General features: G+C 39.0%; 19 protein-coding genes. 14 read left to right on the top strand and 5 right to left on the bottom strand.

The window, feature by feature from the left end; genetic code table 11:
- Positions 1–29: 29 nt before the first annotated feature.
- Both CXF89_RS05220 and CXF89_RS05215 read right to left on the bottom strand, forming a co-directional pair.
- A complete protein-coding gene (locus tag CXF89_RS05220) occupies positions 30–1,496 on the bottom strand; it encodes an FMN-binding glutamate synthase family protein (protein ID WP_007579865.1) in 1,467 nt (488 codons plus the stop codon).
- Positions 1,497–1,608: 112 nt separating this feature from the next.
- Entirely contained in the window at positions 1,609–3,387 is a 1,779-nt protein-coding gene (locus CXF89_RS05215; RefSeq protein ID WP_121953989.1) for a DUF885 domain-containing protein, read from the bottom strand.
- Between the two features lie 358 nt (positions 3,388–3,745).
- Between CXF89_RS05215 and CXF89_RS05210 the strand changes: the two genes are divergently transcribed.
- The 14 genes from CXF89_RS05210 (at position 3,746) to mdoH (ending at position 20,243) form a co-directional block, all read left to right on the top strand.
- Entirely contained in the window at positions 3,746–4,732 is a 987-nt protein-coding gene (locus tag CXF89_RS05210) for a GGDEF domain-containing protein (protein ID WP_007579862.1), read from the top strand.
- 83 nt (positions 4,733–4,815) lie between these two features.
- Positions 4,816–5,571, top strand: a complete 756-nt coding sequence (gene ubiE, locus CXF89_RS05205; RefSeq protein WP_024589468.1) for a bifunctional demethylmenaquinone methyltransferase/2-methoxy-6-polyprenyl-1,4-benzoquinol methylase UbiE — start codon at positions 4,816–4,818, stop codon at positions 5,569–5,571.
- Positions 5,572–5,582: 11 nt separating this feature from the next.
- Entirely contained in the window at positions 5,583–6,263 is a 681-nt protein-coding gene (locus CXF89_RS05200) for a ubiquinone biosynthesis accessory factor UbiJ (protein ID WP_121953988.1), read from the top strand.
- 9 nt (positions 6,264–6,272) lie between these two features.
- On the top strand, positions 6,273–7,874 hold the full coding sequence (gene ubiB / locus CXF89_RS05195) for a ubiquinone biosynthesis regulatory protein kinase UbiB (protein WP_121953987.1): 1,602 nt from the start codon (positions 6,273–6,275) through the stop codon (positions 7,872–7,874).
- Between the two features lie 80 nt (positions 7,875–7,954).
- Positions 7,955–8,203 (top strand): Sec-independent protein translocase subunit TatA, encoded by a 249-nt coding sequence (gene tatA, locus CXF89_RS05190; protein WP_007579853.1) that lies wholly within the window; start codon positions 7,955–7,957, stop codon positions 8,201–8,203.
- 5 nt (positions 8,204–8,208) lie between these two features.
- Positions 8,209–8,541, top strand: a complete 333-nt coding sequence (gene tatB, locus CXF89_RS05185) for a Sec-independent protein translocase protein TatB (protein WP_024597077.1) — start codon at positions 8,209–8,211, stop codon at positions 8,539–8,541.
- Positions 8,542–8,589: 48 nt separating this feature from the next.
- Positions 8,590–9,330 carry a twin-arginine translocase subunit TatC gene (gene tatC, locus CXF89_RS05180; RefSeq protein ID WP_121953986.1) on the top strand — a complete coding sequence of 247 codons (741 nt, stop codon included), beginning with the start codon at positions 8,590–8,592 and terminating at the stop codon, positions 9,328–9,330.
- Position 9,331: 1 nt separating this feature from the next.
- A complete protein-coding gene (locus CXF89_RS05175; protein ID WP_121953985.1) occupies positions 9,332–9,847 on the top strand; it encodes a hypothetical protein in 516 nt (171 codons plus the stop codon).
- Positions 9,847–10,632, top strand: coding sequence for a TatD family hydrolase (locus CXF89_RS05170; protein ID WP_121953984.1), 786 nt, complete (start codon positions 9,847–9,849; stop codon positions 10,630–10,632). The genes CXF89_RS05175 and CXF89_RS05170 overlap by 1 nt, the downstream gene beginning before the upstream one ends.
- Positions 10,632–12,485, top strand: a complete 1,854-nt coding sequence (locus CXF89_RS05165) for a sensor domain-containing diguanylate cyclase (protein ID WP_007579840.1) — start codon at positions 10,632–10,634, stop codon at positions 12,483–12,485. Before CXF89_RS05170 ends, CXF89_RS05165 begins: the two co-directional genes overlap by 1 nt.
- 12 nt (positions 12,486–12,497) lie before the next feature.
- The gene (hemB, locus tag CXF89_RS05160) at positions 12,498–13,508 is read left to right on the top strand and encodes a porphobilinogen synthase (protein WP_024609387.1); all 1,011 of its coding nucleotides are present in this window, start codon (positions 12,498–12,500) and stop codon (positions 13,506–13,508) included.
- A gap of 128 nt (positions 13,509–13,636) precedes the next feature.
- Positions 13,637–16,366, top strand: a complete 2,730-nt coding sequence (locus CXF89_RS05155; protein ID WP_121953983.1) for an ExeM/NucH family extracellular endonuclease — start codon at positions 13,637–13,639, stop codon at positions 16,364–16,366.
- 324 nt (positions 16,367–16,690) lie between these two features.
- Positions 16,691–18,310, top strand: a complete 1,620-nt coding sequence (locus tag CXF89_RS05150) for a glucan biosynthesis protein G (protein ID WP_121953982.1) — start codon at positions 16,691–16,693, stop codon at positions 18,308–18,310.
- On the top strand, positions 18,282–20,243 hold the full coding sequence (gene mdoH / locus CXF89_RS05145; protein WP_121953981.1) for a glucans biosynthesis glucosyltransferase MdoH: 1,962 nt from the start codon (positions 18,282–18,284) through the stop codon (positions 20,241–20,243). Before CXF89_RS05150 ends, mdoH begins: the two co-directional genes overlap by 29 nt.
- Before the next feature lie 855 nt (positions 20,244–21,098).
- Here mdoH and fusA read toward each other — a convergent pair.
- From fusA to CXF89_RS05125, 3 genes are all read right to left on the bottom strand, one after another.
- Entirely contained in the window at positions 21,099–23,183 is a 2,085-nt protein-coding gene (gene fusA / locus CXF89_RS05135) for an elongation factor G (RefSeq protein WP_010554859.1), read from the bottom strand.
- A 206-nt stretch (positions 23,184–23,389) separates the two neighbouring features.
- Positions 23,390–24,115: a response regulator gene (locus CXF89_RS05130; RefSeq protein WP_024589479.1), complete on the bottom strand. Its 726-nt coding sequence runs from the start codon at positions 24,113–24,115 to the stop codon at positions 23,390–23,392.
- Positions 24,116–24,129: 14 nt separating this feature from the next.
- Entirely contained in the window at positions 24,130–25,752 is a 1,623-nt protein-coding gene (locus tag CXF89_RS05125) for an ATP-binding protein (RefSeq protein ID WP_121953979.1), read from the bottom strand.
- Between the last annotated feature and the right edge of the window lie 5 nt (positions 25,753–25,757).

Below are 25,757 nucleotides of genomic sequence, written 5' to 3'. Positions count from 1 at the left end.
ATTAGCGCCTTTTTTAGTTAGTTAAAAACTTACTTATAGTTTTCGTAAATTTTATCGAGCGGTTCTGATAAACCACTTTCTTGCACTATACGTACATGTTCACGTTTTAATTCGCGTGCACTAGTCACACCACAAGAATGGGCTATTAGCCCAGCTCCGTAATGAATGTATTTATTATAGTTAGCTACTCGTTGCGCTTTATCAGCTACATTTAAGCCGCGTTGCAAACGCTCGTTATGCGTAGTGATCCCGGTCGGACAGGTATCTTTATTACATTGCATTGCCTGAATACAGCCCAGTGCAAACATATGCCCTCGAGCCGATACAACAAAATCAGCACCGAGCGCTAACGCCCAAGCAACCTTTGAAGGAACAATTAATTTACCAGACGCGATTATTTTAATACGATCTCGCAGTCCATGTTTTTCAAGCATATTAACTACAAGCGGTAAACTTTCGCGCAGTGGTAAACCCACCGAATCCATAAGCGGTTGTGGTGCTGCGCCCGTACCACCATCAGCACTATCTATAGTAATAAAGTCAGGTGCAGACTCTATACCACGATGGTTTATTTCAGCGAACAACGTTTCTAACCATCCGTAAGCACCAATAACGGCTTTAAACCCTGTAGGTTTACCTGTCGCGTTACGCACAGTGGCAATCATATCGAGAATATCGGCTGGGTTTTTAATTTCAGGATGACCATTGGGGCTAATAGAATCTTGCCCTTCTGGTATGCCCCTAATTTTAGCTATTTCGGCGTTAACTTTGCGCCCTGGTAACATACCGCCTTTACCTGGTTTTGCACCTTGGCTCATTTTAAGTTCAAACATTTTTACTTGTTCGTGAGCCGCTATTTCTTTTAGCTTTTCAGTACTTAAATTTCCATGCTCGTCTCGTGCACCATATTTAGCTGTACCAATCTGAAACACTAAATCGGCACCACCTTCTAAATGATAAGGACTTAATCCCCCTTCACCGGTGTTCATCCAACAACCCGCTAGTTTTGCCCCTTTTGATAAGGCTCGTACAGCTGGCTTTGAAAGCGCACCAAAACTCATACCAGATACATTGAATAACGAGTTGGTCGTGTAAGGTGTTTTACAGTATGGACCCAAAGTAACATTACTCGGGTCGAGCGCTTCTTCGTCTAAAGTAGGAAATGCACAGTTCATAAACATAACCGTACCTGTTACTTCTAAGCTTTGCGTGGAGCCAAATGCAGCCGTACGGTCAACATCTTTTGCTGCACGATAAACCCAACTACGCTCTGCGCGGTTAAACGGCATTTCTTCTCTATCTTGAGCAAAAAAGTACTGTCTAAAAAACTCACCTTGGCGTTCAAAAAAATATCGAAAGCGACCAATAACAGGGTAATTACGTCTAATTGCATGCTTGGTTTGTGTTACATCTCGAATATAAAAAACGACAACGATTAAAACCAATAACCCTAAAACAACAATAAACATACTTGCAAATACATCAATACTAAACATTATAAAATTACTCACCCAAGGCCCCTTGATGACTGTTTTTAAAATAAAAAAGTGCTATATCACCAAAATGACATAACACTTTTATTTGTTCAAGGCTTTAACTGCCTTATATCTAATTCTGTTGTTTAGCTAACTCTGCTTTTATATATAAACGCACTTGCGTTTCAAGTACCGATAAAGGCACTGAACCATGGCGTAGTATTTGATGATGAAATTCACGAATATCAAAGCTTTTTCCTAGCGCTTGCTCTGCTTCAATGCGTAAACGCTTAATAGTAAGCTCACCTATTTTGTACGAAAGCGCCTGTGCAGGCCATGTAATATAACGATCGGTTTCGGTTTTAACGTTATGCAACGAAAGCGCTGTATTTTCGCTCATAAAGTTCATGGCACGCTCGCGACTCCAGCCATACATATGCATACCTGTATCAACAACTAAACGCGCTGCTCGCCACATTTCATACGTTAAACGACCAAAACGGCTATATGGGTCTTGATAAAAGCCGGCTTCTAAACCTAAATATTCAGAGTAAAGCCCCCAACCTTCGCCAAATGCCGAGAGGTAAGCATCACGACGATAGCTCGGCAGATTTTCAAGCTCTGCATTAAGTGATATCTGTAAATGATGACCTGGCACTGCTTCGTGCAGCGTTAATGCTTCTAAAACATACAAAGGGCGCTTATCTAAAGCGTAAGTATTTACCCAATAATACCCTGCTTCATCATCTCGATTAGAGCCTGAATATCGACCGGTTGTGTATTTAGGTGCAATACTGGCCGGTACAGGTGCTACACCATAAGGTTTGCGTGGTAAGGTATGAAATAACTTAGGCAGTTGTGCATCCATTTTTTTAGCAATATAAGATGCTTCTTTTAAAAGTTGCTCTGGTGTTGTGGCGTAAAATTGTGGATCAGTGCGTAAAAAGTGGATAAATTCGGCAAACGTGCCTTTAAAACCTACCTCTGCTATTACGCTTTCCATTTCACTACGAATTCGCGCAACTTCTTTTAAGCCAAGTTCGTGAATCTCTTTAGGTGTCATATCGGTAGTGGTGTAATACTTAGCTCTATTTTTATAAAACGCTTCGCCATTAGGTGTATCTGATATACCAATACTTGTACGTGCACCAGGTCGATATTGCTGCGTAAAAAACGCTAAATAATCTTTATAAGATTTTATAACCTCTTCTTTTATAATATTTTTAGCTTTTTGTTGTAGTGCTTTAAATTCACTTTCACTTAAACCAGCTGTGTTAGTTAAAAATGGTTTATAAAATTCAGACGTAGTTACATCGTCAACAATGTAGGCATTAATTGAATCTTCATAACCTTCCAATACAGCTTTAGGTTGAGTAAGCCCTGTCTCAAGCCCTTTTTTCATCCAATACATGTTTTGCTCAAAAAAGCGTGGAACTTGCGCCAATCGTGCAAGATACACTTGGTAGTCTTCCGGGTTTTTATATTGAGAACTATTTATTATGTACGACAAACCAGAATGAAACCCATATTCAGAGGTGAGCGGCATATAGTGCGCATTAAATACATATTCATCGACACTGTTTTGTACTTGAGCTCGAATAATATCGAAGTTAATTTGATTTTCGTCGCTTAGCTTTTCAATATTAATAGTGTCTAATTCAGCAAGTAATTGCGTTTTATTTTTATATTCTTGCGCTAAAAATTCAGGGGATAAATTTGGTAATAAATAACCTTCAACACCACCTACACTATCGTAAGGGTTAATGCTTTCTCTATAATCAACAATACTTTGCGCTACTTGAGTAAATTGTTGATCTGAATTTTGCATGGTCATCTGGCATGCACTTAATGAGCACAAAACCGTGATACCAAATAAAGATTGGCGAAGTGGCTTAATTAAAAAATGATTCATTATAATGTAACTTAGCAGTGTTATTAATTTCATAAAGCTATCGTAGGGTAAATAAATAGCAAGTAAATGAGACCAACCTCATAGTAATAATCCCTACTTATACTAAGTGTATTAATACGTTACATACATTAAATGAAGTAAAAACAAGCTTAATTGATGACAAAAACAGCTATTGAGCCGCTAAAGTAAAATTTAAGTTCCCTAACTCTCATTTTTCCTTTTAAATAGCGATTATAAAGATTACTGTAGATAAAAATAATAAAAAGCTGGGATGCATAACCGCCTCATGGAATGAGATATTTTAAAATTTGCACTTATGCGTACTTAGTTGGTATTTAAAATGATGTTCCATGATTCCATGGCTATTGCACAAGAAAAAATGACCAAAGTGTGTGTTTTTTTAGAGCGCTATACGCTCCCACCTACGCCGCTGAATTATCAAGTTATTTATGCTTATACCAGTCAAACTAATCTCAAGCTAAATAAAGCTTTAGACCGTGCTATCGCTGTTGAAGACAATATAGATAGCGTTTTAATTGAACAACTACATTCTGAGTTTTTAAATACTGGCCACAAAGCGCAAGTCAACATGATTCAAAATGTTGATGGTGTTATAAACTCACTTTCTCAAAATTCTCAAGCTACTGAAAAGCAAATAATTCGCTTTGCGGGTCAAGTGAGCGAATGCGTACATTCGCTAGATGAGAACAACATAGAACAAAGCCGTCAAGCGCTTGAAGTTCTTCATAATCAAACCGCCGAATTACTCAACCAACATAAGCAATTTAAGCAAGAACTAAGCAAAGCCAAACAACTACACGAAAAAACACAAAAGCAGCTAACTCAACTTCGTAAACAGCATATTATTGATAGCCAAACAGGGCTTTATAAGCGCCATTATTTAACGCAACAAACCCAAGTGTGGACTAATCAACAAAAATCTATTTGCGCAATAGCGATTCAAATAGACAACCTTGATCACTTTACTAAAAATTATGGTGATATTATTGGTGAAGTCATTTTGAGTAAAGTTGCTAAGCAAGTGCAAAAATATGTTTTTCAAAGTGGCTTACCTGGTCGCACAGCTAAAGATCAATTTACTGTTTTGCTCGCCGACATCGACCCAGATACGGCCAATGTGATAGCCGAGAAAGTAAGAAATGGGGTCGAAAAGCTACGCTTTGTTAGTTCAAAAACAGGTATCAAGCTACCAAGTATTGGCTTATCACTAGGAATTGCTCAGCATCAACAAGAAGATGATTTTAATCAGTTAGCAAAAAAAGCATCTCATGCGGCTTTTAAAGCACGGTCATTAGGTCAAAGTAGTTACACTGCAGGGCAATAAATTACCTGATAAATCATATTCAAATTGCACCTACTGTGTACAATAAAGTACACTAACCTCTATTGTCACGATAGAGATTAATCATGAACGAAACCGAACAAAAGACCACGCATTTTGGTTATAAAACAGTAGCCGAGAACGATAAAGCTTCTATGGTTGCTGATGTATTTCACTCAGTAGCTGCAAAATACGATGTAATGAATGATTTAATGTCTTTTGGTGTGCATCGTTTATGGAAACGTCAAACTATTGCAAGCTCAGGTGTTCGTAAAGGCCATCATGTACTCGATTTAGCCGGCGGCACTGGCGACTTAACGGCAAAGTTTAGCCAATTAGTGGGCGAAACGGGTCAAGTTGTTTTGGGTGATATAAACTCATCTATGCTTAAAGTTGGTCGTGAAAAACTGCATAATCTTGGATTAGTGGGCAATATCGACTACGTACAAATGAATGCAGAAATGCTACCGTTCCCAGATAATAGCTTTGATGTGATCACTATTGCCTTTGGCTTACGTAACGTTACCGATAAAGACAAAGCATTACGCTCTATGTACCGCATTTTAAAGCCAGGTGGTCGTTTACTTGTTTTAGAGTTTTCAAAACCAGAGCATGACGTACTTAGTAAAGCTTACGATTTTTACTCATTTAATTTATTGCCTACAATGGGTAAGCTAGTTGCTAACGACAGTGAATCGTATAAGTATTTAGCTGAATCTATTCGTATGCATCCAGATCAAGACACGCTAAAAGCGATGATGGAAGATGCAGGCTTTGAGCAAACAACATACCAAAACCTCACAGGCGGAATTGTTGCGCTGCACCGTGGTTTTAAATATTAAGGCTAGCAGTTATGGCGCTTGAGAAAATAACAAAAAATAATGATGCAATGCCATCTGAATTTTTTATGTTACCTAATTTTGTACTTTCGCTTATTGAGCGTGTACTAAATCAAGCACTTAGCCTTGACCCACAATTATCTCAAAAGCTAAGCGCCGTTAAACATCAGCGCTTAGTGGTTGAAGTAAGAGATTGGCAACAAAGCATCCAACTTGTTTATAGCGCTGAGCAATTACACTTATACAGTGCTCAAAATAATGAAAACGCAGATTGTATGATCAGCGCAGACATAGACACGCTTTTAGCGCTTAAAAACCCAGCTATGCTTACCCAGTTAATTCGCCAAGATAAGCTCGACTTACAAGGCGATTTAAATATTGCGCAAACTTATAGCAATGCGTTTTCAGGCATTGATATTGATTGGCCTGAACAGCTCTCTAGATACATTGGTGATACCCCCGCTCAGCAGTTATATCTGCACTTAAAAAAACTAAAACAAAAGAGCAGCAAAACCAACACTAAAATAAGTACAATGCTTACAAGTTTATGCCAAGATGAGCTCGCTATTACTATTCACCCATTAGAACTTGAGCAATTTAAACAAAAAAATAGAGAACTCAAAGGCCAAGTCGCTGCTGTTGAGCAGCGTATAAATACCTTGTTAAACTCTTTTTCACCTTCAAACACCCGCTAAGGATTTTTTGTGTCGACTGCACGTTTGTATAACATCACCAAAACATTACTTAGCTATGGGTTAGACGAGCTAATTCCAAAACATAAGATCCCTTGGTTTGGTAAAGTAGCTCGTGGCAGTTTGTTTTGGCTGCGTAATCAGCACAAAGAAAAACCTGCAGGGCTACGCTTACGTTTGGCACTACAAGAGCTTGGTCCTGTTTGGATTAAGTTTGGCCAAATGCTCTCAACTCGTCGTGACTTACTCCCTCATGATATCGCTTTAGAGCTTGCGTTTTTACAAGATCAAGTTCAGCCATTTGAAGGCGCACTTGCACAAAAAATCATAGAGAAAGCGCTCGAAATTAACGATATAAGTGAATTGTTTAGTGAGTTTTCACAAACTCCACTGGCCTCTGCATCTATAGCGCAAGTACATACAGCAAAGCTTATTGATGAGCAAAGCATTGAGCAGGATGTCGTAATTAAGGTTATTAGACCCAATATTTACGAGCAAATTAATGCCGACTTAGCGTTAATGGAAAAGCTCGCTAAGGTACTTGCAAAAGTCCATAACGAATCAAAACGTCTACGCCCCGTTGAAGTGGTTAAAGAATACAAAAAAACACTCCTAGACGAGCTCGACTTAATGCGCGAAGGTGCCAATGGCATTCAACTAAAACGCAATTTTGAAGGCTCTGATTCACTATATATCCCTGCAGTTTACAGTGATTACAGCCGTAGCAATGTGCTGGTAATGGAGCGTATTTACGGTATACCTGTGTCTGATACGGATGCATTACTGGCGCAAGACACTAATATGAAATTACTTGCTGAGCGCGGCGTAGAAGTGTTTTTTACGCAGGTGTTTAGAGACAGCTTTTTTCATGCCGACATGCACCCTGGTAATATATTCGTCTCTCGCGAGCATCCTGAAAATCCAATGTATATCGGTATTGATTGCGGTATAGTTGGTACGTTAAGCAAAGAAGATAAACGCTATTTAGCTGAAAACTTTATCGCCTTTTTTAATCGTGATTATCGCCAAGTTGCACAGCTACACGTAGATTCTGGTTGGGTACCACCAGATACTAGCATTGAAGAATTTGAATTTGCGATTCGCACAGTTTGCGAGCCTATATTTAATAAACCTTTGGCCGAAATTTCATTTGGTCACGTGCTCGTAAATCTATTTAATACTGCACGTCGTTTTAACATGCAAGTACAACCGCAATTAGTATTGCTACAAAAAACCTTATTATACGTTGAAGGATTAGGGCGTCAGCTTTACCCGCAACTCGACTTATGGAAAACAGCCAAACCCTTTTTAGAAGATTGGGTGAAGCAGCAAGTTGGACCGCTATCAGTATTGAAGCAAATGTATGCTAACTTGCCATTTTGGGCTGAAAAAATGCCTGAGTTACCTGATCTAATTTATCAAAATTTAAAGCGTACACCACACATTCAACCTCAAGAACAAAAGGTATCTCATAAACCTTTAATATTGAGTTTATTTGGTAGTGCTACAATGATTATGGCAACACTTTGTTATTTACAACACGATTTAATAGCTGCAAGTATTGCAATAAGCTTATCGGCTATTAGCTTTATAGCGGCATGGCGCAGCGCATAAACTGGGTGCTATTTGCGCTAGTGAGCGTATGATTAGTATTTAAAATAAACATTTAACCGTTTTATATATTGGAGAAAACCATGGGTTTTGGTGGTATTAGTATTTGGCAATTATTAATTGTTTTAGCGATCATAGTTTTACTTTTTGGCACAAAAAAACTACGCGGTATGGGTGGTGATATTGGAGGCGCTGTTAAAGGCTTCAAAAAAGCAATGTCGGACGACACAGCGAGTGAGCAAGAAAAATCAGAGCAAATTCAACAATCAGAAAAAAGCACCGTTGACGACTCAACCAATACTGAAAAAAACAAAGATAGCAATAAGGTTTAATTAGTATGGGGATGTGGGAGCTTGTTGTTATTTTTATTGTTGGCTTAGTGGTGCTCGGTCCTGAGCGCTTACCTGTTGCGATTAGAACAGTGAGTAAATGGGTTAAAACCGCTAAATCACTTGCCAACTCAGTAAAAGCCGAAGTAAGTGAAGAGCTTCGTATTCATGAGCTGCACGAAAACCTTAAAAAAGCAGAACAACAAGAACTAAAAGACTTAAGCCCTGAGCTACAAAGTTCATTAACAGAGCTACAAAAAGCGGCTGAGTCAGTTACTCACAGCTACAAGAAACAACAATCTGATACATCAAATAACCAACAACTTGATGAAAAAAAGTGAAATTTATTTCTCACTTTGTGGTCAACTTACTACATGGTATAAAAAATAATGGCTGAGGAAGTAAAATCGGGGTTTGTAGCGCATTTAATTGAGTTACGTGATCGGCTAATAAAAGCACTATTGAGCATTTTAGTTATTTTCATTGCCATAGTATATTTTGCGAATGATATTTACGCCTTTGTTGCACAGCCGTTAGTTTCGCATTTGCCAAGTACTGCGACTATGATTGCAACCGATGTAACTGCACCCTTTTTTGCACCTTTCAAACTTACTTTATTTGTCGCTTTATTTGCGTCGATTCCGTGGATATTGCATCAAATTTGGGGCTTTATAGCACCGGGGTTATATCAGCACGAAAAGAAAATGCTCATGCCCATTCTCGCCTCAAGTATAATATTATTTTATGGCGGCATAGCTTTTTGTTATTTTGTAGTTCTGCCAATTATTTTAGGCTTTTTTACAAGTACCGGCCCAGAGATGATGACTCTTGCGCCCGATATAAGTAGCTATTTAGGGTTTGTATTAAAACTATTTTTTGCATTCGGTATCGCTTTCGAAATTCCAGTAGCTATTATGCTGCTATGCTGGAGTGGCGCAACAACAACAAAAAGTTTAAAAGAAAAGCGCCCTTATATCGTCGTGGGTGTTTTTGTAGTGGCTATGTTCCTAACACCGCCTGATGTTTTATCACAAACATTATTAGCATTTCCGATGCTTCTTTTGTTTGAACTAGGTTTAATTTTAGCAAAATTTTATACCGCCAAACCACAAAAAGAATCTGAGGAATAAAATGAAAAAACAACTACTCTCACTATTGGTTTTATTAAGTACGCCTACTTTTGCTACGCAAACTGAATTGAATACTCAGGCCCTGCAAGCATGTAGCTTTATTGAAAATGACTTTAACCGATTACTTTGCTATGACAATACAATTACTGGTAAATCACTAACAAAGCCAACAATAACAAAAACGCTCACTCCACCAACGGCTAACAATGTACCTCTAGTCGTAGCTGCTGCACCAATGCAAGCAAAGGCAAAAACCGACGATTTTGGCTTAGAGCACAAAGAATCACAGGTAGAAAAAGAGACTGAAATTAAAGCTATGGTTACTTCAGTGAAAGAAGCAGCTTATGGCGAGTTAATTATTTCGCTAGATAACGGCCAACAATGGCGTCAAATTGGCTCTGACCGCATGCGTTTAAAAGAAAACGATACAATTGTAATCAGCCGTGGTGCATTTAACTCCTTTTTACTGAAACAAGACGGTAAAAACCGCTCTATTCGCGTTAAACGTACTAAGTAATGTCATATACGTTAATTGATGCTGGAGTTAACTTAACTAATCATCAATTTGATGACCAGCATCATGATGTAATTACCCGTGCAAGCGAAGCCGGTGTTACAAATATGCTTATGATAGGTTGTGATATTGCGAGTAGTCAGCAATCACTTGAACTTGCGATAAAACATCTTCAATATTCTACGGCGGGTGTCCACCCACATGATGCTAAATCGGCGACGAATGAATTAGAAGCACAATTAACTGCACTTGCTAACAATAAGCAAGTCATAGCGATTGGTGAATGCGGCCTTGATTATAACCGTGACTTTTCACCTCGCGATGTACAGCGTAGTGTTTTTAGACGCCACCTAGCACTTGCCGAAAAATTAGATTTACCTGTTTACTTACATGAACGTGATGCAAGTGACGACATGCTAAGTATTTTAAAAGAGTTTAATATTCGCGGTGTACTCCACTGCTTTACAGGTAACTCAGCAGCTCTAAAACAATATTTAGATTTAGGTCTGTATATTGGTATAACGGGTTGGGTATGTGATGAAAGGCGTGGTAAAGATTTACAACAACTAGTGCCTAGTATTCCTCTAGATCGATTATTAATAGAAACTGATGCACCATTTTTAATTCCACGAACAGTTAAGCCAAAGCCTAAATCGCGTAAAAATGAACCCGCTCTGCTTCCTTATATTTGCCAAACAGTTGCGCAACTTTATCAAATAGATGAAGAAGTTGTGGCCCGCAAAACTACAGAAAACTTTTACAATGTTTTTGGTTTAAAGAGCTGCTAATGGCGTGCGCAAAAGCATTACTAAGTCTATTGATGCTTCTTTGCACTTTTTGCTCTTTCGCAAGCCCTGTAATAATAAAACATGATTTTAACTCCCAAAACATTAATAACCTGCATTACTCTTTTGAACCAACTTCGCTATTAGATGCACATCAAAGTAGCCATATACAGTGGCAAAAAAACACAGGTAAACCTCTTAACCTAGGTCTTGAGCAGCGTTCTGTATGGATGAAATTTAAAATAAAAAACACGCTTAGTTATAATACCGAACAACTGTTGTCACTAAACAACCCTCTGCTAAACGACGTTCAAGTATATCAGTTACATAACTCGCAATTAATTTCTCACACCCAAATTGGCGATGCATACCCCCTTGATAAACGTGCGATTAAGAGTGAATCTTTATTAGTTAAACTAATTAGCCCTGCAAATAGCGAAACCATTATTATTATGAGAGTGACGAATAGCTCCGGCTTGCGAGTCCCTTTAACGCTGTGGCAACCAGAAGCTTATTTGGCACATAAAGGTAAACTTAATTTACTCTATGGCTTATTGATTGGTTTTATATTTTCTTTAGGCGTGAGTTGCTTAGTTTTATATAGTTTTTCACGTAAACGTTATTTTGTTTATGCTGGTTTAATTACCCTCACATTAGGTAGTTTATTAGCCTACATTTGTGGCTTTGGCCTAAAATATATTCACCCTAATTTGCCAGCGTTACAGCAAGTTATGATCCCTATATTACTTATGCTTATTGCTTTAATGTTTTTGCCTTTACAAAAGCAAATTTGCCATCCAAAGCCCTCTTTTTTACTAACGGTTCAAAAAGTGATAGTTAACGCATTAGGTGTCTCGTTATTGTTTATTTGGCTATTTCCAAACCATATAGTGACACTATTTTGCTTAACTACTATCCCAATCGTTTTAGGCTTTTATATTGCAACTACACTTATGTGCATACGTTTATCACCTTCTAAACCTAATAAAGCGCTACTGCTCGTATTAGTTTTTTTCTTGGTGGTGATGCTTTATTTTATTGTTGCAGTAATAGGGCTATACGCCTTTGACAGAAGTACATTAGCATTTGTATTTACATGCTTTTTTAGCTGCACATTTTGTCTATGCTACAGTGTAATGAAGTTATTTATTTTGCAACGTGATGAAGAAGTAATTGCTCAGCAAACCTTGATTGCTGAAAATGCAGCTCAAGATACGCTACTTAAAGAGCGCTTAAAGTTACAAGAAAAAACACGCCAAGAACTCGAATCACAAGTCGACGAACGCACCTTTGAATTGCAAGTTACACTCAGAGAACTTGAAGAAAAAAACCGCTCACTTGAGTTACTCAATACCGAAGACGCTTTAACCGGAATAAAAAACAGACGCTTTTTTGATAAAAAGCTAATAATGGAGATTCGTCGGTCTCGTCGAGAACAAACGCCGCTTAGTATTGTTATGCTTGATATAGACCGATTCAAAAGCATTAACGATACATACGGACACATAATTGGCGATCAAGTTATTAAAGCTGTATCTGACCTTATAAAAGATCATTTAAAGCGACCACTCGATGAAGTTGCTCGTTATGGCGGTGAAGAGTTTGTGGTGCTATTACCTAATACCCCCAGCGAAGGTGCACAAGACATAGCTGAAAAAATACGAGCAGCTATCTCAGCCAGTACAGTAACGGTTGCCAATAATGATATTCAATTTACAATTAGCGCTGGTGTATACACCAGCATTGCTGATGATGTTAGCAACCCTCAAATTTTTACTGAGTGCGCCGACAAAGCACTTTATTACGCAAAGCAACATGGCCGTAATCAAGTAATCACTTTTCCATTACCACAGTAGGAGCATATTAATATGGCCCAATCAGGATTAGACCTTTTCCCATATACTCGCATGCGCAGAATGCGCCGCAGCGACTTTTCTCGCCGCTTAATGGCCGAAAACCAACTTAGCGTAAACGATTTAATTTACCCTGTATTTGTACTAGAAGGTAAAAATCGTCGCGAAGCAATTGAATCAATGCCTGGTATTGAACGTCTATCGATAGATTTACTATTACTTGAGGCAAAAGAACTTGTTGATCTTGGCGTACCTGCCGTTGCTATTTTTCCAGTAACCCCTGCGGACAAAAAGTCACTATTTGCCGAAGAAGCATATAATGACGATGGCTTAGTGCAACGCACTGTTCGCGCTTTAAAAGAAGCCTTTCCTGAGTTGGGTGTAATTACTGATGGTGCACTTGATCCATTCACGACGCACGGTCAAGACGGCATTATTGATGACACAGGCTATGTAATAAACGACGTAACCACCGAAATTTTAGTTAAACAAGCACTCTCGCATGCAGAAGCGGGCGCTGATGTAATTGCCCCTTCGGACATGATGGATGGCCGTATTGCTGCAATTCGTGAAGCACTTGAAGCTGATGGGTTTGTGCATACCCGTATTATGGCCTACTCAGCTAAATATGCATCTAGCTACTATGGCCCATTTAGAGACGCAATAGGTTCTGCTGGGAACTTAAAAGGTGCCGATAAAAAAACCTACCAAATGGACCCAGCAAACTCTGATGAAGCAATACGTGAAGTCGCATTAGACTTACAAGAAGGCGCTGATATGGTCATGGTTAAGCCTGGCATGCCTTATTTAGATATTGTACGTCGTGTTAAAGACGAGTTTGGTGTACCTACTTTCGCATATCAGGTAAGTGGCGAGTATGCAATGCACAAAGCAGCTATTGATAACGGTTGGTTAAGTGAGGAAGCTACTATAATGGAGTCTTTACTTGCATTTAAGCGTGCAGGCGCTGATGGAATATTGACCTATTTTGCTAAGCAAGCCGCACAATACCTAGCTAAAAAGTAAGGTTTTTATAAAAAGGCGGTTAAACCGCCTTTTATTTACATTTGTTTACATTTTTGTATTATTTTCGTCATATTTATTCTCTAAACTGGTGTCCCATTTTGGGATTAATACACGGGAATAATAAAAAAATGTTTAAAACAAAAATAACACCACTCGCACTTGTTATAGCAAGTCTCAGTGCGCCAGCCTCTGCAGATCTAATCATTTCAGAATACATAGAGGGAAGCAGTAATAATAAAGCAATTGAGCTTTATAATAACTCGTCATCTCCACTAACTCTTGATCAGTACTCACTAAGTTTGTATGTAAATGGCAAAACTACAATTCAATCAACTCTTGATTTGTCTGGTACTTTGGCAGCTAACAGTACCTTTGTTGTTGTTAATTCAAGTTCAAATGATGCACTAAAAGAAAAAGCCGATTTAGAACATGGTGTTGCTAACTTTAATGGTGATGATGCATTAGTCCTAATGCAAGGTAGCACTGTAGTCGATAGCTTTGGCCAGCGCGGTGTAGATCCCGGTTCGTTTTGGTCTGAGGGCGCAGTACAAACACAAAATAAAACACTTCGTAGAAAAGATAGTATTACCGCAGGTAGAACAACACCTGACGCAGAGTTTAACCCAAGTGAAGAATGGGTACAGTTTGACCAAGATGACTTTGATGGCTTAGGTTCACATGCAGGTAATGGTGGGACAACACCTGAACCAATTCCAGAACCAGAACCACTTGAACCACTTGTTTGTGGCGCAGAAAGAGTACTAATTAACGCTATACAAGGCGATAGCTCTGCAAGCCCGCTTGTTGATACTTTAGTAGAGTTTGAGGGTATTGTAACCGCAGACTTCCAAGATGATGATCAATTAAAAGGCTTTTTTGTTAGCTCACTTGCTGCTGACATAGATGCAAATCCTCTCACCTCTGAAGGTGTATTTGTTTATTTTGCAGATATTGACGTAAACGTAGGCGACCATGTACGTGTACAAGGTACTGTAGAAGAATATTTTGATGCAACACAAATCGGCAGTGTTAGCCAAGTTGCCATATGTGGCACTGGCTTAGCTGCAGCAGCTACAAAAATCACTTTACCTTTAGCTGATACAACTGATTTAGAAGCTTTTGAAGGTATGTTAGTTACATTAGAACAACCATTAGTAGTAACTAATAACTTTGGCCTTGGTCGATATGGTGAAGTTGAATTAGCAACAGAACGCTTGTATCAAGGTACCCAAGTTGCATTACCTGGAGATGCAGCTAATGCAGTTGAAACTGAAAATCTACTTAAAAAGATTTTACTAGATGATGGCTCTACAGTACAAAACTTAGACCCTACAGCCTACCCAACTCCAGGCTTATCAGCAGAAAATACATTACGTACTGGCGATACAGTTAATACGGTTACGGGGGCACTTGCTTATAGCTTCAGCCTTTACAGAATCCACCCAACTGTAGCACCTTCGTTTATTGCAACAAATCCACGTGAAAATGCGCCTGAACTTAATGCTGAAGCAGATTTACGTGTAGCTAGCTTTAACGTACTTAATTACTTTAATGGTGATGGCCAAGGCGGAGGGTTCCCTACAGCCCGAGGTGCAGATTCAGAAGCTGAATTTACTCGCCAAGAAGCTAAAATTGTAAGTGCCATTAGCGCTATCCAGGCCGATGTTGTTGGTTTAATGGAAATTGAAAATGATGGTTTTGGCGAATTTAGTGCAATTGCAAGCTTAGTAGATTCATTAAATGACGCTGATAGTGCTAACAACTATGCATTTGTTGATTTTAACGTAGATCAAATTGGTACCGATGCAATTACTACCGCACTTATCTATCGTGCTAACAAAGTAGAAGAAGTAGGTACTGCTGCTATTACGACTGAGGCTCCATTTGATTTTAGTAACCGTGCTCCAATTGCACAAAGCTTTAAATCATTAGAAACTGATGAAGTATTTACTGTTGCTGTGTCACACCTTAAATCTAAAAGCTGTGGTAGTGCTTCTGGAAACAATGCAGATTCAGGTGATGGACAAGGCTGTTGGAATGAAATACGCACAGAAGGTGCTAATGCATTCGCAAATTGGCTTGATAGCAAACCAACCGGTGTTGACGACGAAGATACTATTTTAGTCGGCGATATGAATGCTTACGCAATGGAAGATCCTATACGTGCATTTGCTGATAAAGGCTACAAAAATGTAGTTGCAGAAATTGATGGTGATACGCTTGGTTATTCTTACAGTTTTTCTGGTCGCGCAGGTAGTTTAGATCATGCAGTAGCTACCCAATCACTACTTAGCAAAATTGTCGCAGCAACAGATTGGCACATCAACGCAGATGAACCTATTTCTCTTGATTACAATGTAGAGTTTAAAAGTGAAGGTCAACAATCTAGTTTGTACTCTGAAAGTGCATACCGCGCATCAGATCACGACCCTGTAATTATTGATATTAAATCTGAGGTAATTTTAACTCCTGAGGAACAAACACCAGTCATTACAGCCGCTCAAGCATTCTCAATTGATGAAAGCAGCTCCGTCGGAACAGTAATTGGTCAGCTCGTATTTAGTGATCCAAATCCGGATGTATCGCCAGTGGTTGAGTTTATAGTGTCGGGTAGTGAGACAATTTCAGTCAATGAACAAGGTCAACTTATTGTAGCCGGTGAACTTGATTTTGACGCTGAAGGTACAATTACACTATCAGTGCAAGCGAAAGATAGCGTAGACAACGTATCTGAATCGGTAACGGTTACAATTAACGTCACTGAAGCGAGCTCTGATGATGACGATTCAGGTTCATTATTATGGTTATCACTTCTTTTAGCACCACTATCAATAGTGCGTCGATTTAAAAAGAAATAACTAAGTTAAATCTAAACATTTAAAAGCCGCTCTTGCGGCTTTTTTATTTTATACAAATGTAATTCAGACAAGCTTCATTAAACCCCACGTACTATGTTCATACGATCCGTAAATCTTCTAGTCATTAATCAGTAACAACTACATACATTTGAGTGAATTTTACACAAAAAACCTCAATGAGTTACATGTGATAAGTTTACCTATTGAAAAATATAAACTTTTAAAGGGTTCACTTCTTGCTTTAGTAATCTAGAAGATACTTACAAAGAAATCAATATTTACCCTAAACGTAAAAATAAGTCGTGTTTTTATAAAGGAATGAGAATGAAACAACTAACCCAAAATCTGCCTAAATGGCAAAAGAAGTCAGCACCACTACTGGGTCTACTTATTATTTTTTCGACTTGGGGCAATAGCAACCAAGCGATTGCTGCAACCGTTGATGTAGCAATCCCACAAAGTAGCTTATTTGACGTAATTAGCGCCCGCGCTAAAAAGTTAGCAAGCGAAGAATACGTGGCGCCTAAAAACATTGAGCTTGAAGCACTTAACAATATTGATTATCAAGATTACCGTTCAATTCGATTTAAAAAAGACAAAGCAGTATGGAAAGATGAAGGCCTGTACGAGCTGCAATTATTCCATCCTGGTTTTTTATATAAAACACCTGTGACAATAAATACCGTTGATAGCGACTCTAAACGCAGTCGCTTACCTTTCAGTACTGACTTTTACCAATACGATGGCACTGCTGCACCACTACAAGAAGAAATAGCTAAAAGTGTTGCGGATACTCAACTAGGCCATGCTGGATTTCGTGTGCATTACCCGTTAAATACTAACGAGTATAAAGACGAAGTAATGGTATTTCAGGGAGCATCGTATTTTAGAGTTGTTGGCCCTCAGCAAGTTTATGGATTATCAGCTAGAGGCCTTGCCATTGATACTGCAGAAAATTCAGGTGAAGAATTTCCAATGTTCAAAGAGTTTTGGTTAGTTAAACCAAAGGCCGACCAAACCCAAATTACCATTTTTGCATTATTAGATAGCCCATCCATATCGGGTGCATACAAGTTTAGTGTTGACCCTACAACTAATATGCTAGTTGATGTTGATATGCAGATATTTGCACGTAAAGACATTAAAAAGCTCGGCGTAGCTCCATTAACGAGTATGTTTTACCACGGTGAAAACAGTACCAAATTTTTTGATGACTATCGCCCTGAAGTTCATGACTCGGATGGCCTATTAACTCAATCTGCTGATGATAAATGGGTATGGCGCCCTCTTAACAACCCTTCACAGCTAAGTGTAACTTCGTTTTCATACAATAATCCAAAAGGTTTTGGGTTAGCTCAACGAGACAGAGATTTTAATAACTATCTGGACACAGAAGCACATTACCACAACCGCCCTAGTCTATGGATTGAACCACAAGGTGAATGGGGAAATGGCCGTGTAGAGCTTGTAGAGATACCTACTGACACAGAAACTAACGACAATATCGTCAGTTACTGGGTACCAGAAAAGCCAATGAAAGCCGGTGATTCATTAAAGCTAAGCTACAAAATGACGACCTTTAATGCAATTTTAACTCAGCACGAAAAAGCGAGAGTACTGCGCACAAGGATCGGTAGCGCCGCTTTACCAGGTGAAGACAATCCACCACCAAAAAGCCACCGCCAATTTACTGTTGATTTTACTGGGTCAGAAATAAATCAACTCTCTGAACAGTTAAAGCTAGATGCCGACATTCAACTTACAACAGGCGAAGTAACCGACGTGAATGTACAAAAACTGCCTGATTCACGCGGATGGCGTGTAGCCTTTAAAATTGCACCACAGGACGATCAACCCGTTGATATGCGTTTATCGTTAAAACTACGTGACAAAGAAATTAGCGAGGTATGGAGTTATGTTTGGTACCCAAATGACATCAAGTAATAAAGGTAAGGGCACTCCAATGCCATTCAAAACATTAAGAGTTTGGCTATTTGCTATTGCAGCGCTTGGCACATCTGGCTACGGCATATCTATTATGTTTGAGATTTTAAGCTCAAACGGTATGACATTACTTGAGTATGCTCTTTTAGTATTATTCTCAATCACTTTTGCCTGGATTGTAACGGCATTTTGTAGTGGAACAATCGGCTTTGTATTACAGCTATTACGAATTGACCCACTTACGCTAAAGCGTATTAAACCAATTGAGTTCAATAGTGAGGCAATTAACGCCCAAAAAACCGCCGTTGTAATGCCTATTTACAACGAAGACACCCACCGTGTTATCGCGGGCTTTGAAGTTAGTCTGCAATCGTTAAAAGAAACAGGTCAACTTGCAAACTTTGATTTTTACTTATTAAGCGACACGCAAGACCCAGAAATAGCTAAAAACGAGCTAAGTGCATGGCATGCATTGTGTGAACGTTTAGGTGATACGGCTAAAAACGTTTTTTATCGTCGTCGCGAAGATAACAAACACCGTAAAGTAGGTAACCTAACCGACTTTTGTGAGCGCTGGGGCAGCCAGTACGACCATATGATTGTACTTGATGCAGATAGCGTAATGACCGGAAAATGTATGTTAGAGCTTACTACAAGTATACTCAACAACCCACAAGCAGGCCTGATCCAAACTATTCCGATCCCTGTTCGTCAAGATACCTTTTTTGGCCGCTTTTTACAGTTTGCGTCAGTGCTATATAGCCCAATGCTCGCTACTGGCTCAGCTTTTTGGCAAACTGATAAAGCCAACTACTGGGGTCATAATGCAATCATTAGAGTTGAAGCATTTATAACGTGCTGTGGCTTGCCAACACTAAAAGGTAATGCACCTTTTGGCGGCGAAATTTTAAGTCATGACTTTGTAGAAGCTTCACTACTTCACAGTGCTGGTTGGGATGTATTGTTGCTATCAGATATTGAAGGTAGCTATGAAGAAGTACCAAGTAACATTCTAGACTACGCTGTACGCGATAGACGCTGGGTGCAAGGTAATATTCAGCACTTAGGTTTACTATCATCATCAAAATTAAAATTAATGAGTAAGCTGCACTTTTTACTCGGTGCGACAGCCTATATTTCATCACTAATTTGGCTCTCAATGCTAGCGCTAAGTAGTATTGATGCAGTAACGCGCGCATTAAATAGTGATGTGTACTTTAACCGTGTTTATCAATTATTCCCTACATGGCAAATAGCTAAAACCGATCTGATTGATTCACTCTTGTATTTAACTATTGTTATTTTATTAATGCCTAAACTAATGGGCATAATAGTAACCTTAATACATAGAAACAAACGCTTTGGTGGTTCAATTAAGCTCATACTAGGTTCAATCATTGAAACCATATTTGCTATTATTGTTGCCCCATTAATGATGGTATTTCATGCTTACTTTGTACTTTGTGTGTTTTTAGGTAAAAAAGTGAAGTGGGATGCACAACCGCGCGAAGGTCGTATGGTTCCGTGGAAAGAGGCGTTTGGTTATACGTTATTCTCAACTATTGTGGCTATTGCATGGGGTTGTACGGCTTACTACTTCACGCCCGTATTCTTTTGGTGGTTATCACCTATATTGCTGGGCTTAGTATTAGGCGCTCCGATTATCCGTTATACCAGTAGCATTAAACTCGGTGTACAACTAAGAAAGTTAGGTATATTTATTTGCCCTAGTGAAGTTGATAACGACTCAACTCTAGAGGCACTTAAAATACATCTAAAAGAAATTTCGGTACCAGAGGAAGGTGCTTATCCACAAACAATACCAGCACTACCACAAGAGCAGTTGGTAACAATGCCTATCCAGTCTTTTAAGAAGCCACGCAGGCTAAAGATGAAAGCGCTAAAAGCTAAGGCTATAAAAAAGTTTAATTAGCGCGTTATAAAATACAAAAACAAAAAAGGAGCGATTAATCGCTCCTTTTTGCTATCTAAATTAAAGATCAAGCATTGCATTTATCGCTAATATTTTCAATTTTGTTAGCTAACTTATTGCAGTACATTTTAGAAATAGCTGATTGCGTTTCATCATCAAGTTGCCAGTTATAAAAATGGAACGTTTTACCATTATCTAACTCCACCTTAAAAATGGTGAAAAGAAAAAACGAACTAAATGATACGCAACTAATTTCCTCGCTATTGATATAACGCTTTGTGCATAAACGCGTATAACAAATGCCTGCTTTATAACAATGTAAAAAACGAAGATGAAGAATATTAAAAGTAGTAATAATCAGTAGAGCTGGCATTACAGTGAGAAAAACAATTTTTAGGTTCACAGAAAATATAACATGAATTAAAAATATTAAGCTGAATGCTAAAACGCATTTTGTAAATTGTAGCCACCAGTTTGGTGCTAATTTAATAGATTTCATGATTGTTACGTCTTATATAGAATTAATAGCAAACGTCTCTGCTGCGGAGACTTCCTTATCTGACTTTAGAGCTCTAGTCTAAAAGTGCTAGTATTCTACATTACGTATATAGACGCATCAATAGAAGTTCTTAAAATTCATATGGTTACATTTAATTTACAATTAACCTATTATAAACCAACCAATTAAGTAATTGAGGTAAATAAATTGCTCTCTAGTACCTTTTTATTAACTAGTAACATAGGACTAATTAATAATAAAAAGTAGTTATAAACAACTACAAAAAAATAAAACCAAATTATAGGCAATAAAAAACCCGCAACATGTGCGGGTTTTTTAAAGAATTAAAGAGCTAATTACTTAGCAGCTTTTTTCTCTTTTTCTGCAGCGATTACTGTATCAGCAACGTTTTGCGGACATGCAGCGTAGTGTGAGAACTCCATAGAGAACTGACCACGACCAGATGTCATTGTACGTAGTGTACCGATGTAACCGAACATTTCTGATAACGGTACGTCAGCTTTAATACGGCTGCCTGTTAAACCAGCTTCCTGGTCTTTCATCATACCACGACGACGGTTAAGGTCACCGATTACGTCACCAACGTGATCTTCTGGAGTGAACACGTCAACATTCATGATTGGCTCAAGAAGTTGTGCGCCCGCTTTAGGGATCGATTGACGGAAAGCGCCTTTAGCAGCGATTTCGAACGCGATTGCAGATGAATCCACGGCATGGAAACCACCGTCGAAAAGTTCAATTTCAACGTCAAGTACAGGGAAGCCAGCTAGAACACCAGTACCCATCATTGACTTGAAGCCTTTCTCAACTGCAGGCCAGAATTCTTTAGGTACGTTACCACCAACTACTGATGATTTAAACGTGAAGCCTGAAGCAACTTCGCCTGGCTTGATGCGGTAGTCGATTTTACCGAACTGACCAGAACCACCAGATTGTTTCTTATGCGTGTAGCTATCTTCAATTTCTTTAGTGATAGTTTCACGGTAAGCAACTTGTGGTTGACCAACAATAAGGTCTACGCCGTAAGTACGCTTAAGAATATCTACTTTGATATCTAAGTGAAGCTCACCCATACCTTTAAGGATAGTCTCGCCTGAATCTTCATCAGTCTCAACTTGGAAAGATGGATCTTCTGCAACCATTTTACCGATAGCAACACCCATTTTCTCATTACCGCCTTTATCTTTAGGCTGTACAGCAATCGAGATTACTGGAGTTGGGAATACCATTGGCTCAAGTGTTACAGGGTGCTTAGGATCACATAGAGTGTGACCAGTTTGCACGTTTTTCATGCCTACGATAGCAATGATGTCACCAGCTTGTGCGCTAGTTAATTCGTTACGGTCATCTGCTTGCATCTCAACCATACGGCCAACACGCTCAGTTTTACCAGTAAACGAGTTAAGGATAGTGTCACCCTTGTTTAGTTTACCTGAGTAAATACGTACGAATGTTAATGCACCAAAACGGTCATCCATTATTTTGAATGCTAACGCTTTGAAAGGTTCGTCAGTAGATACTACTGCGAACTCGCCATTTTCGTTACCTTCTTCATCCATAAGAGGTTGAGGATCAACTTCTGTAGGACATGGTAAGTAATCAACAACAGCGTCAAGAATAAGCTGCATACCTTTGTTCTTAAACGCAGAACCACAGTATGTTGGGAAGAAAGCAAGGTCACGAGTACCTTTACGGATACAACGTTTGATGTCTTCTAAAGAAGGTGCTTCACCTTCCATGTAAGCTTCAAGTAGTGCATCGTCTTGCTCAAGGGCAGTTTCAACAAGCATTTCATAATACTCGTCAGTTTTATCTACCATGTCTGCAGGGATGTCTGTGATTTCGTAGTTTTCAGGAAGACCAGTGTCATCCCAAACGTATGCTTTTTTAGTTAAAACATCTACAACACCAACAAACTCATCTTCAATACCAATTGGTAAAGTCATGATTAGTGGAGTTGCGCCAAGTACTTTACGTACTTGCTCAGTTACACGGTAAAAATCAGCACCCATACGGTCTAATTTATTTACGAAGATAATACGTGCAACTTCTGAATCATTAGCATAACGCCAGTTAGTTTCTGATTGTGGTTCAACACCACCAGAACCACAGAACACACCGATGCCGCCATCTAGTACTTTAAGTGAACGGTAAACTTCAACTGTGAAGTCAACGTGTCCAGGAGTATCGATAACGTTAAAGCGGTGATCTTTCCAGAAACAGCTTACAGCCGCAGACTGAATAGTAATACCGCGCTCAGCTTCTTGTTCCATGAAGTCAGTAGTAGATTCACCATCATGAACCTCACCAGTTTTATGGATTTGACCAGTAAGCTTTAGGATACGCTCAGTAGTCGTGGTCTTACCCGCATCAACGTGCGCGAAAATACCAATGTTTCTGTACTTCGATAAATCTGCCATTAATTTTGCTCTTAATAAAGTCGATAAATTATTCCGCAGGAGTATAACATCACTTAAAGCGAACATCACCATACAAGCCGCTTAAAATGCAATCAATTCAACATATTTTTTTTATCGTCAGTATCTATTAAATATCAAACATAACAAAAAAAACGTAAGACACTGAAATAAATAGCATTTAATATTTTAGCATCAGGTACACAAAGTTACTTCGCTATTTTATAGCAACGTTCAGGGCGGCCAATACTGCCATAACTTTGATCCGCTGTTAACTTACCTGATTCAAGCAAATACTCCAAGTAACGGCGTGCTGTAGAGCGACTAACACCAACCAAATCGCCCATTTGCTGAGCGGTAAATGCAGTGGTTGCGTGCTCTACAAAAGCATCATGTATTTTTTGCAGGGTAAGTTGATCGACCCCTTTTGGTAAACGAACAGACGTGTTGGTTTGCTGCTTTGAACCAAATAACGTATCAACCATTGACTGCGTTACTTCACTTGCATCAGAAAAACATTGTTGACGTGATTCAAAACGTGCAAGTGCTTGATCAAGTCGGTTTAACATTAATGGTTTTACTAAAAAGTCGCATGCACCTAACTGCATTGCTTTTTCAAGGGTTTCGACCTCTTTTGCAGCAGTGAGCAGCATAACCTCACTTTTAATCGTTCGACGTCGTAAGTCGGTCAATAAATCAAGTCCGTTACCATCAGGTAAATGTATATCGAGTAAAATCAAATCGGGTTCAATTGCATGCAGTAAGGCTGTTGCCGTGCTTAAATTACCTGCAATGCCCACTACCTGATACTGTGCTTGCCTTAAACTTTGCTTTGGCGTTTGACTACCTGCGACACCATTTGGTAATAACAAGTACTGCGCTAATAGCTGTGCTACCTCTACTTCGTCTTCAATTATTACTACTGAATACGTCATGTTTAATGCTCTTATTATTTTGGAATGTAAACACTTAGTCTTGCACCAAGTAGGTCTGACTCACCAATTTCTAACGTGCCACCGCATGAGTCTAAATTTGTTTTTACTAAATATAAACCAATACCATGCTCTGCTCCTGATTTAGAGCTGTACTGAGGGGTAAAAATAACATCATGGTCAGAACCTAACCCAAAGCCTGTATCTTCTACATCAAATAAGAGAGTTTGGCTGGTTTCATCAACGGTTACCCGTACTTTTGCAGAGCGAGAGTTCGATGACCTAATAGCAGCCTCAATCGCATTATCTATAAGGTTACCTAAAATAGATACAACTCGCTCGAGCATATCTTTACGTGCAATAACACCAAGTAGGCTGTCGGGGTTAAGCTCAAGCGCAACATTTAATTCTCTTGCTTTATGATATTTACCCACCAACAAACCAGCAAGCACAGGGTCTTGTATGCGCTCTAACAAGTTATGAATTTGCGCCTGAGAGCCCTGGCTTTCTTGCCCTATTATTTCTATAGCTTGTTCGTTTTTGCCCATTTGCACTAACGCACCAATTAAGTTGAGCTTATTAGAATAGTCATGAGTTTGTACCCTTAAAAGCTCTGCAAAAGCCTGAACTTTAGTAAGTTGTTGGCTTAAATACTCAAGTTCATCAGAGGGGCGCATACTCAGTAAAATACCATCCGCCTGCCCTTGCACTTGCAAAGAAAATCTCGATAATATAAGGCGTTTATCGGCGGCAAATAATTCAAAACCCACTATTTTACGTCGCTGATTACGCAATAAAAATTCTGCATGTTCAGGTAATAAATCGTTTAAGCTGAGGTTCTGATTAATAATTGAAGTTGGTTTATCTAATATTTCGCAGGCGCGTTGATTGAGTTTTCGTACTTTTCCGTCCGGGTCGAGTGCAATAATACCGCTGCGTACCGTATTTAAAATTGCATCTTGTTCTGAAAACAAACGTGCAATTTCATCTGGCTGCAGGCCAAAAATAGCATTTCTGACACGCTGTCCAATATAAATAGCCGCCAGTATACTTAAACCTACAAGTATTAAGCCCCATATTAAAATTTCACTACTGCGAGAGAGAATAAGCGGATCGATTGATTGTACTAAAAAACCAACCGATACAACGCCTACTATTTCATTATTACCTGCGTACACCGGCACTTTGCCACGAATTGATTCACCTAAGCTACCATGGGCCACCGAAATATAGCGTTCACCTTTTAATGCAGCTTGGCTATCGCCTCCGACCATTTTTTTGCCAATTTTATCTTCATCTGGATGCACAATACGAAGCGCATTTTCATCGCCAACAACAATAAAATCAGCACCTACAAGCTGTCGTAAATCTTCAATTTGCATGTTAATAGCGGTTAAGTCACTAGGTATTTTCAGTGCATTAATTACATCAGCACGTGTGGCAATACTGCTTGCCACAGCTAATGCTTTATCACCAATATGGTTATGTAAGCTTTGCGCTGTAAGTTGATACACCAACGCGCCAAATAATAAAGCCTGCAATACACACAATCCTGTTACCCAAATAATTAATCGTGTTTCTAATCGCTTAGGTTTTGTGACCATGTTTTGCAATGGATTTAGCTTGTTGGTGTTTTTCATTTCAT

This window comes from Pseudoalteromonas sp. MelDa3 (assembly GCF_002863625.1).
Classification (GTDB): Bacteria; Pseudomonadota; Gammaproteobacteria; order Enterobacterales; family Alteromonadaceae; genus Pseudoalteromonas; species Pseudoalteromonas arctica.
The sequence above is the reverse complement of the archived record's forward strand: the minus strand, read 5'-3'. Positions and strand labels throughout refer to the sequence as shown.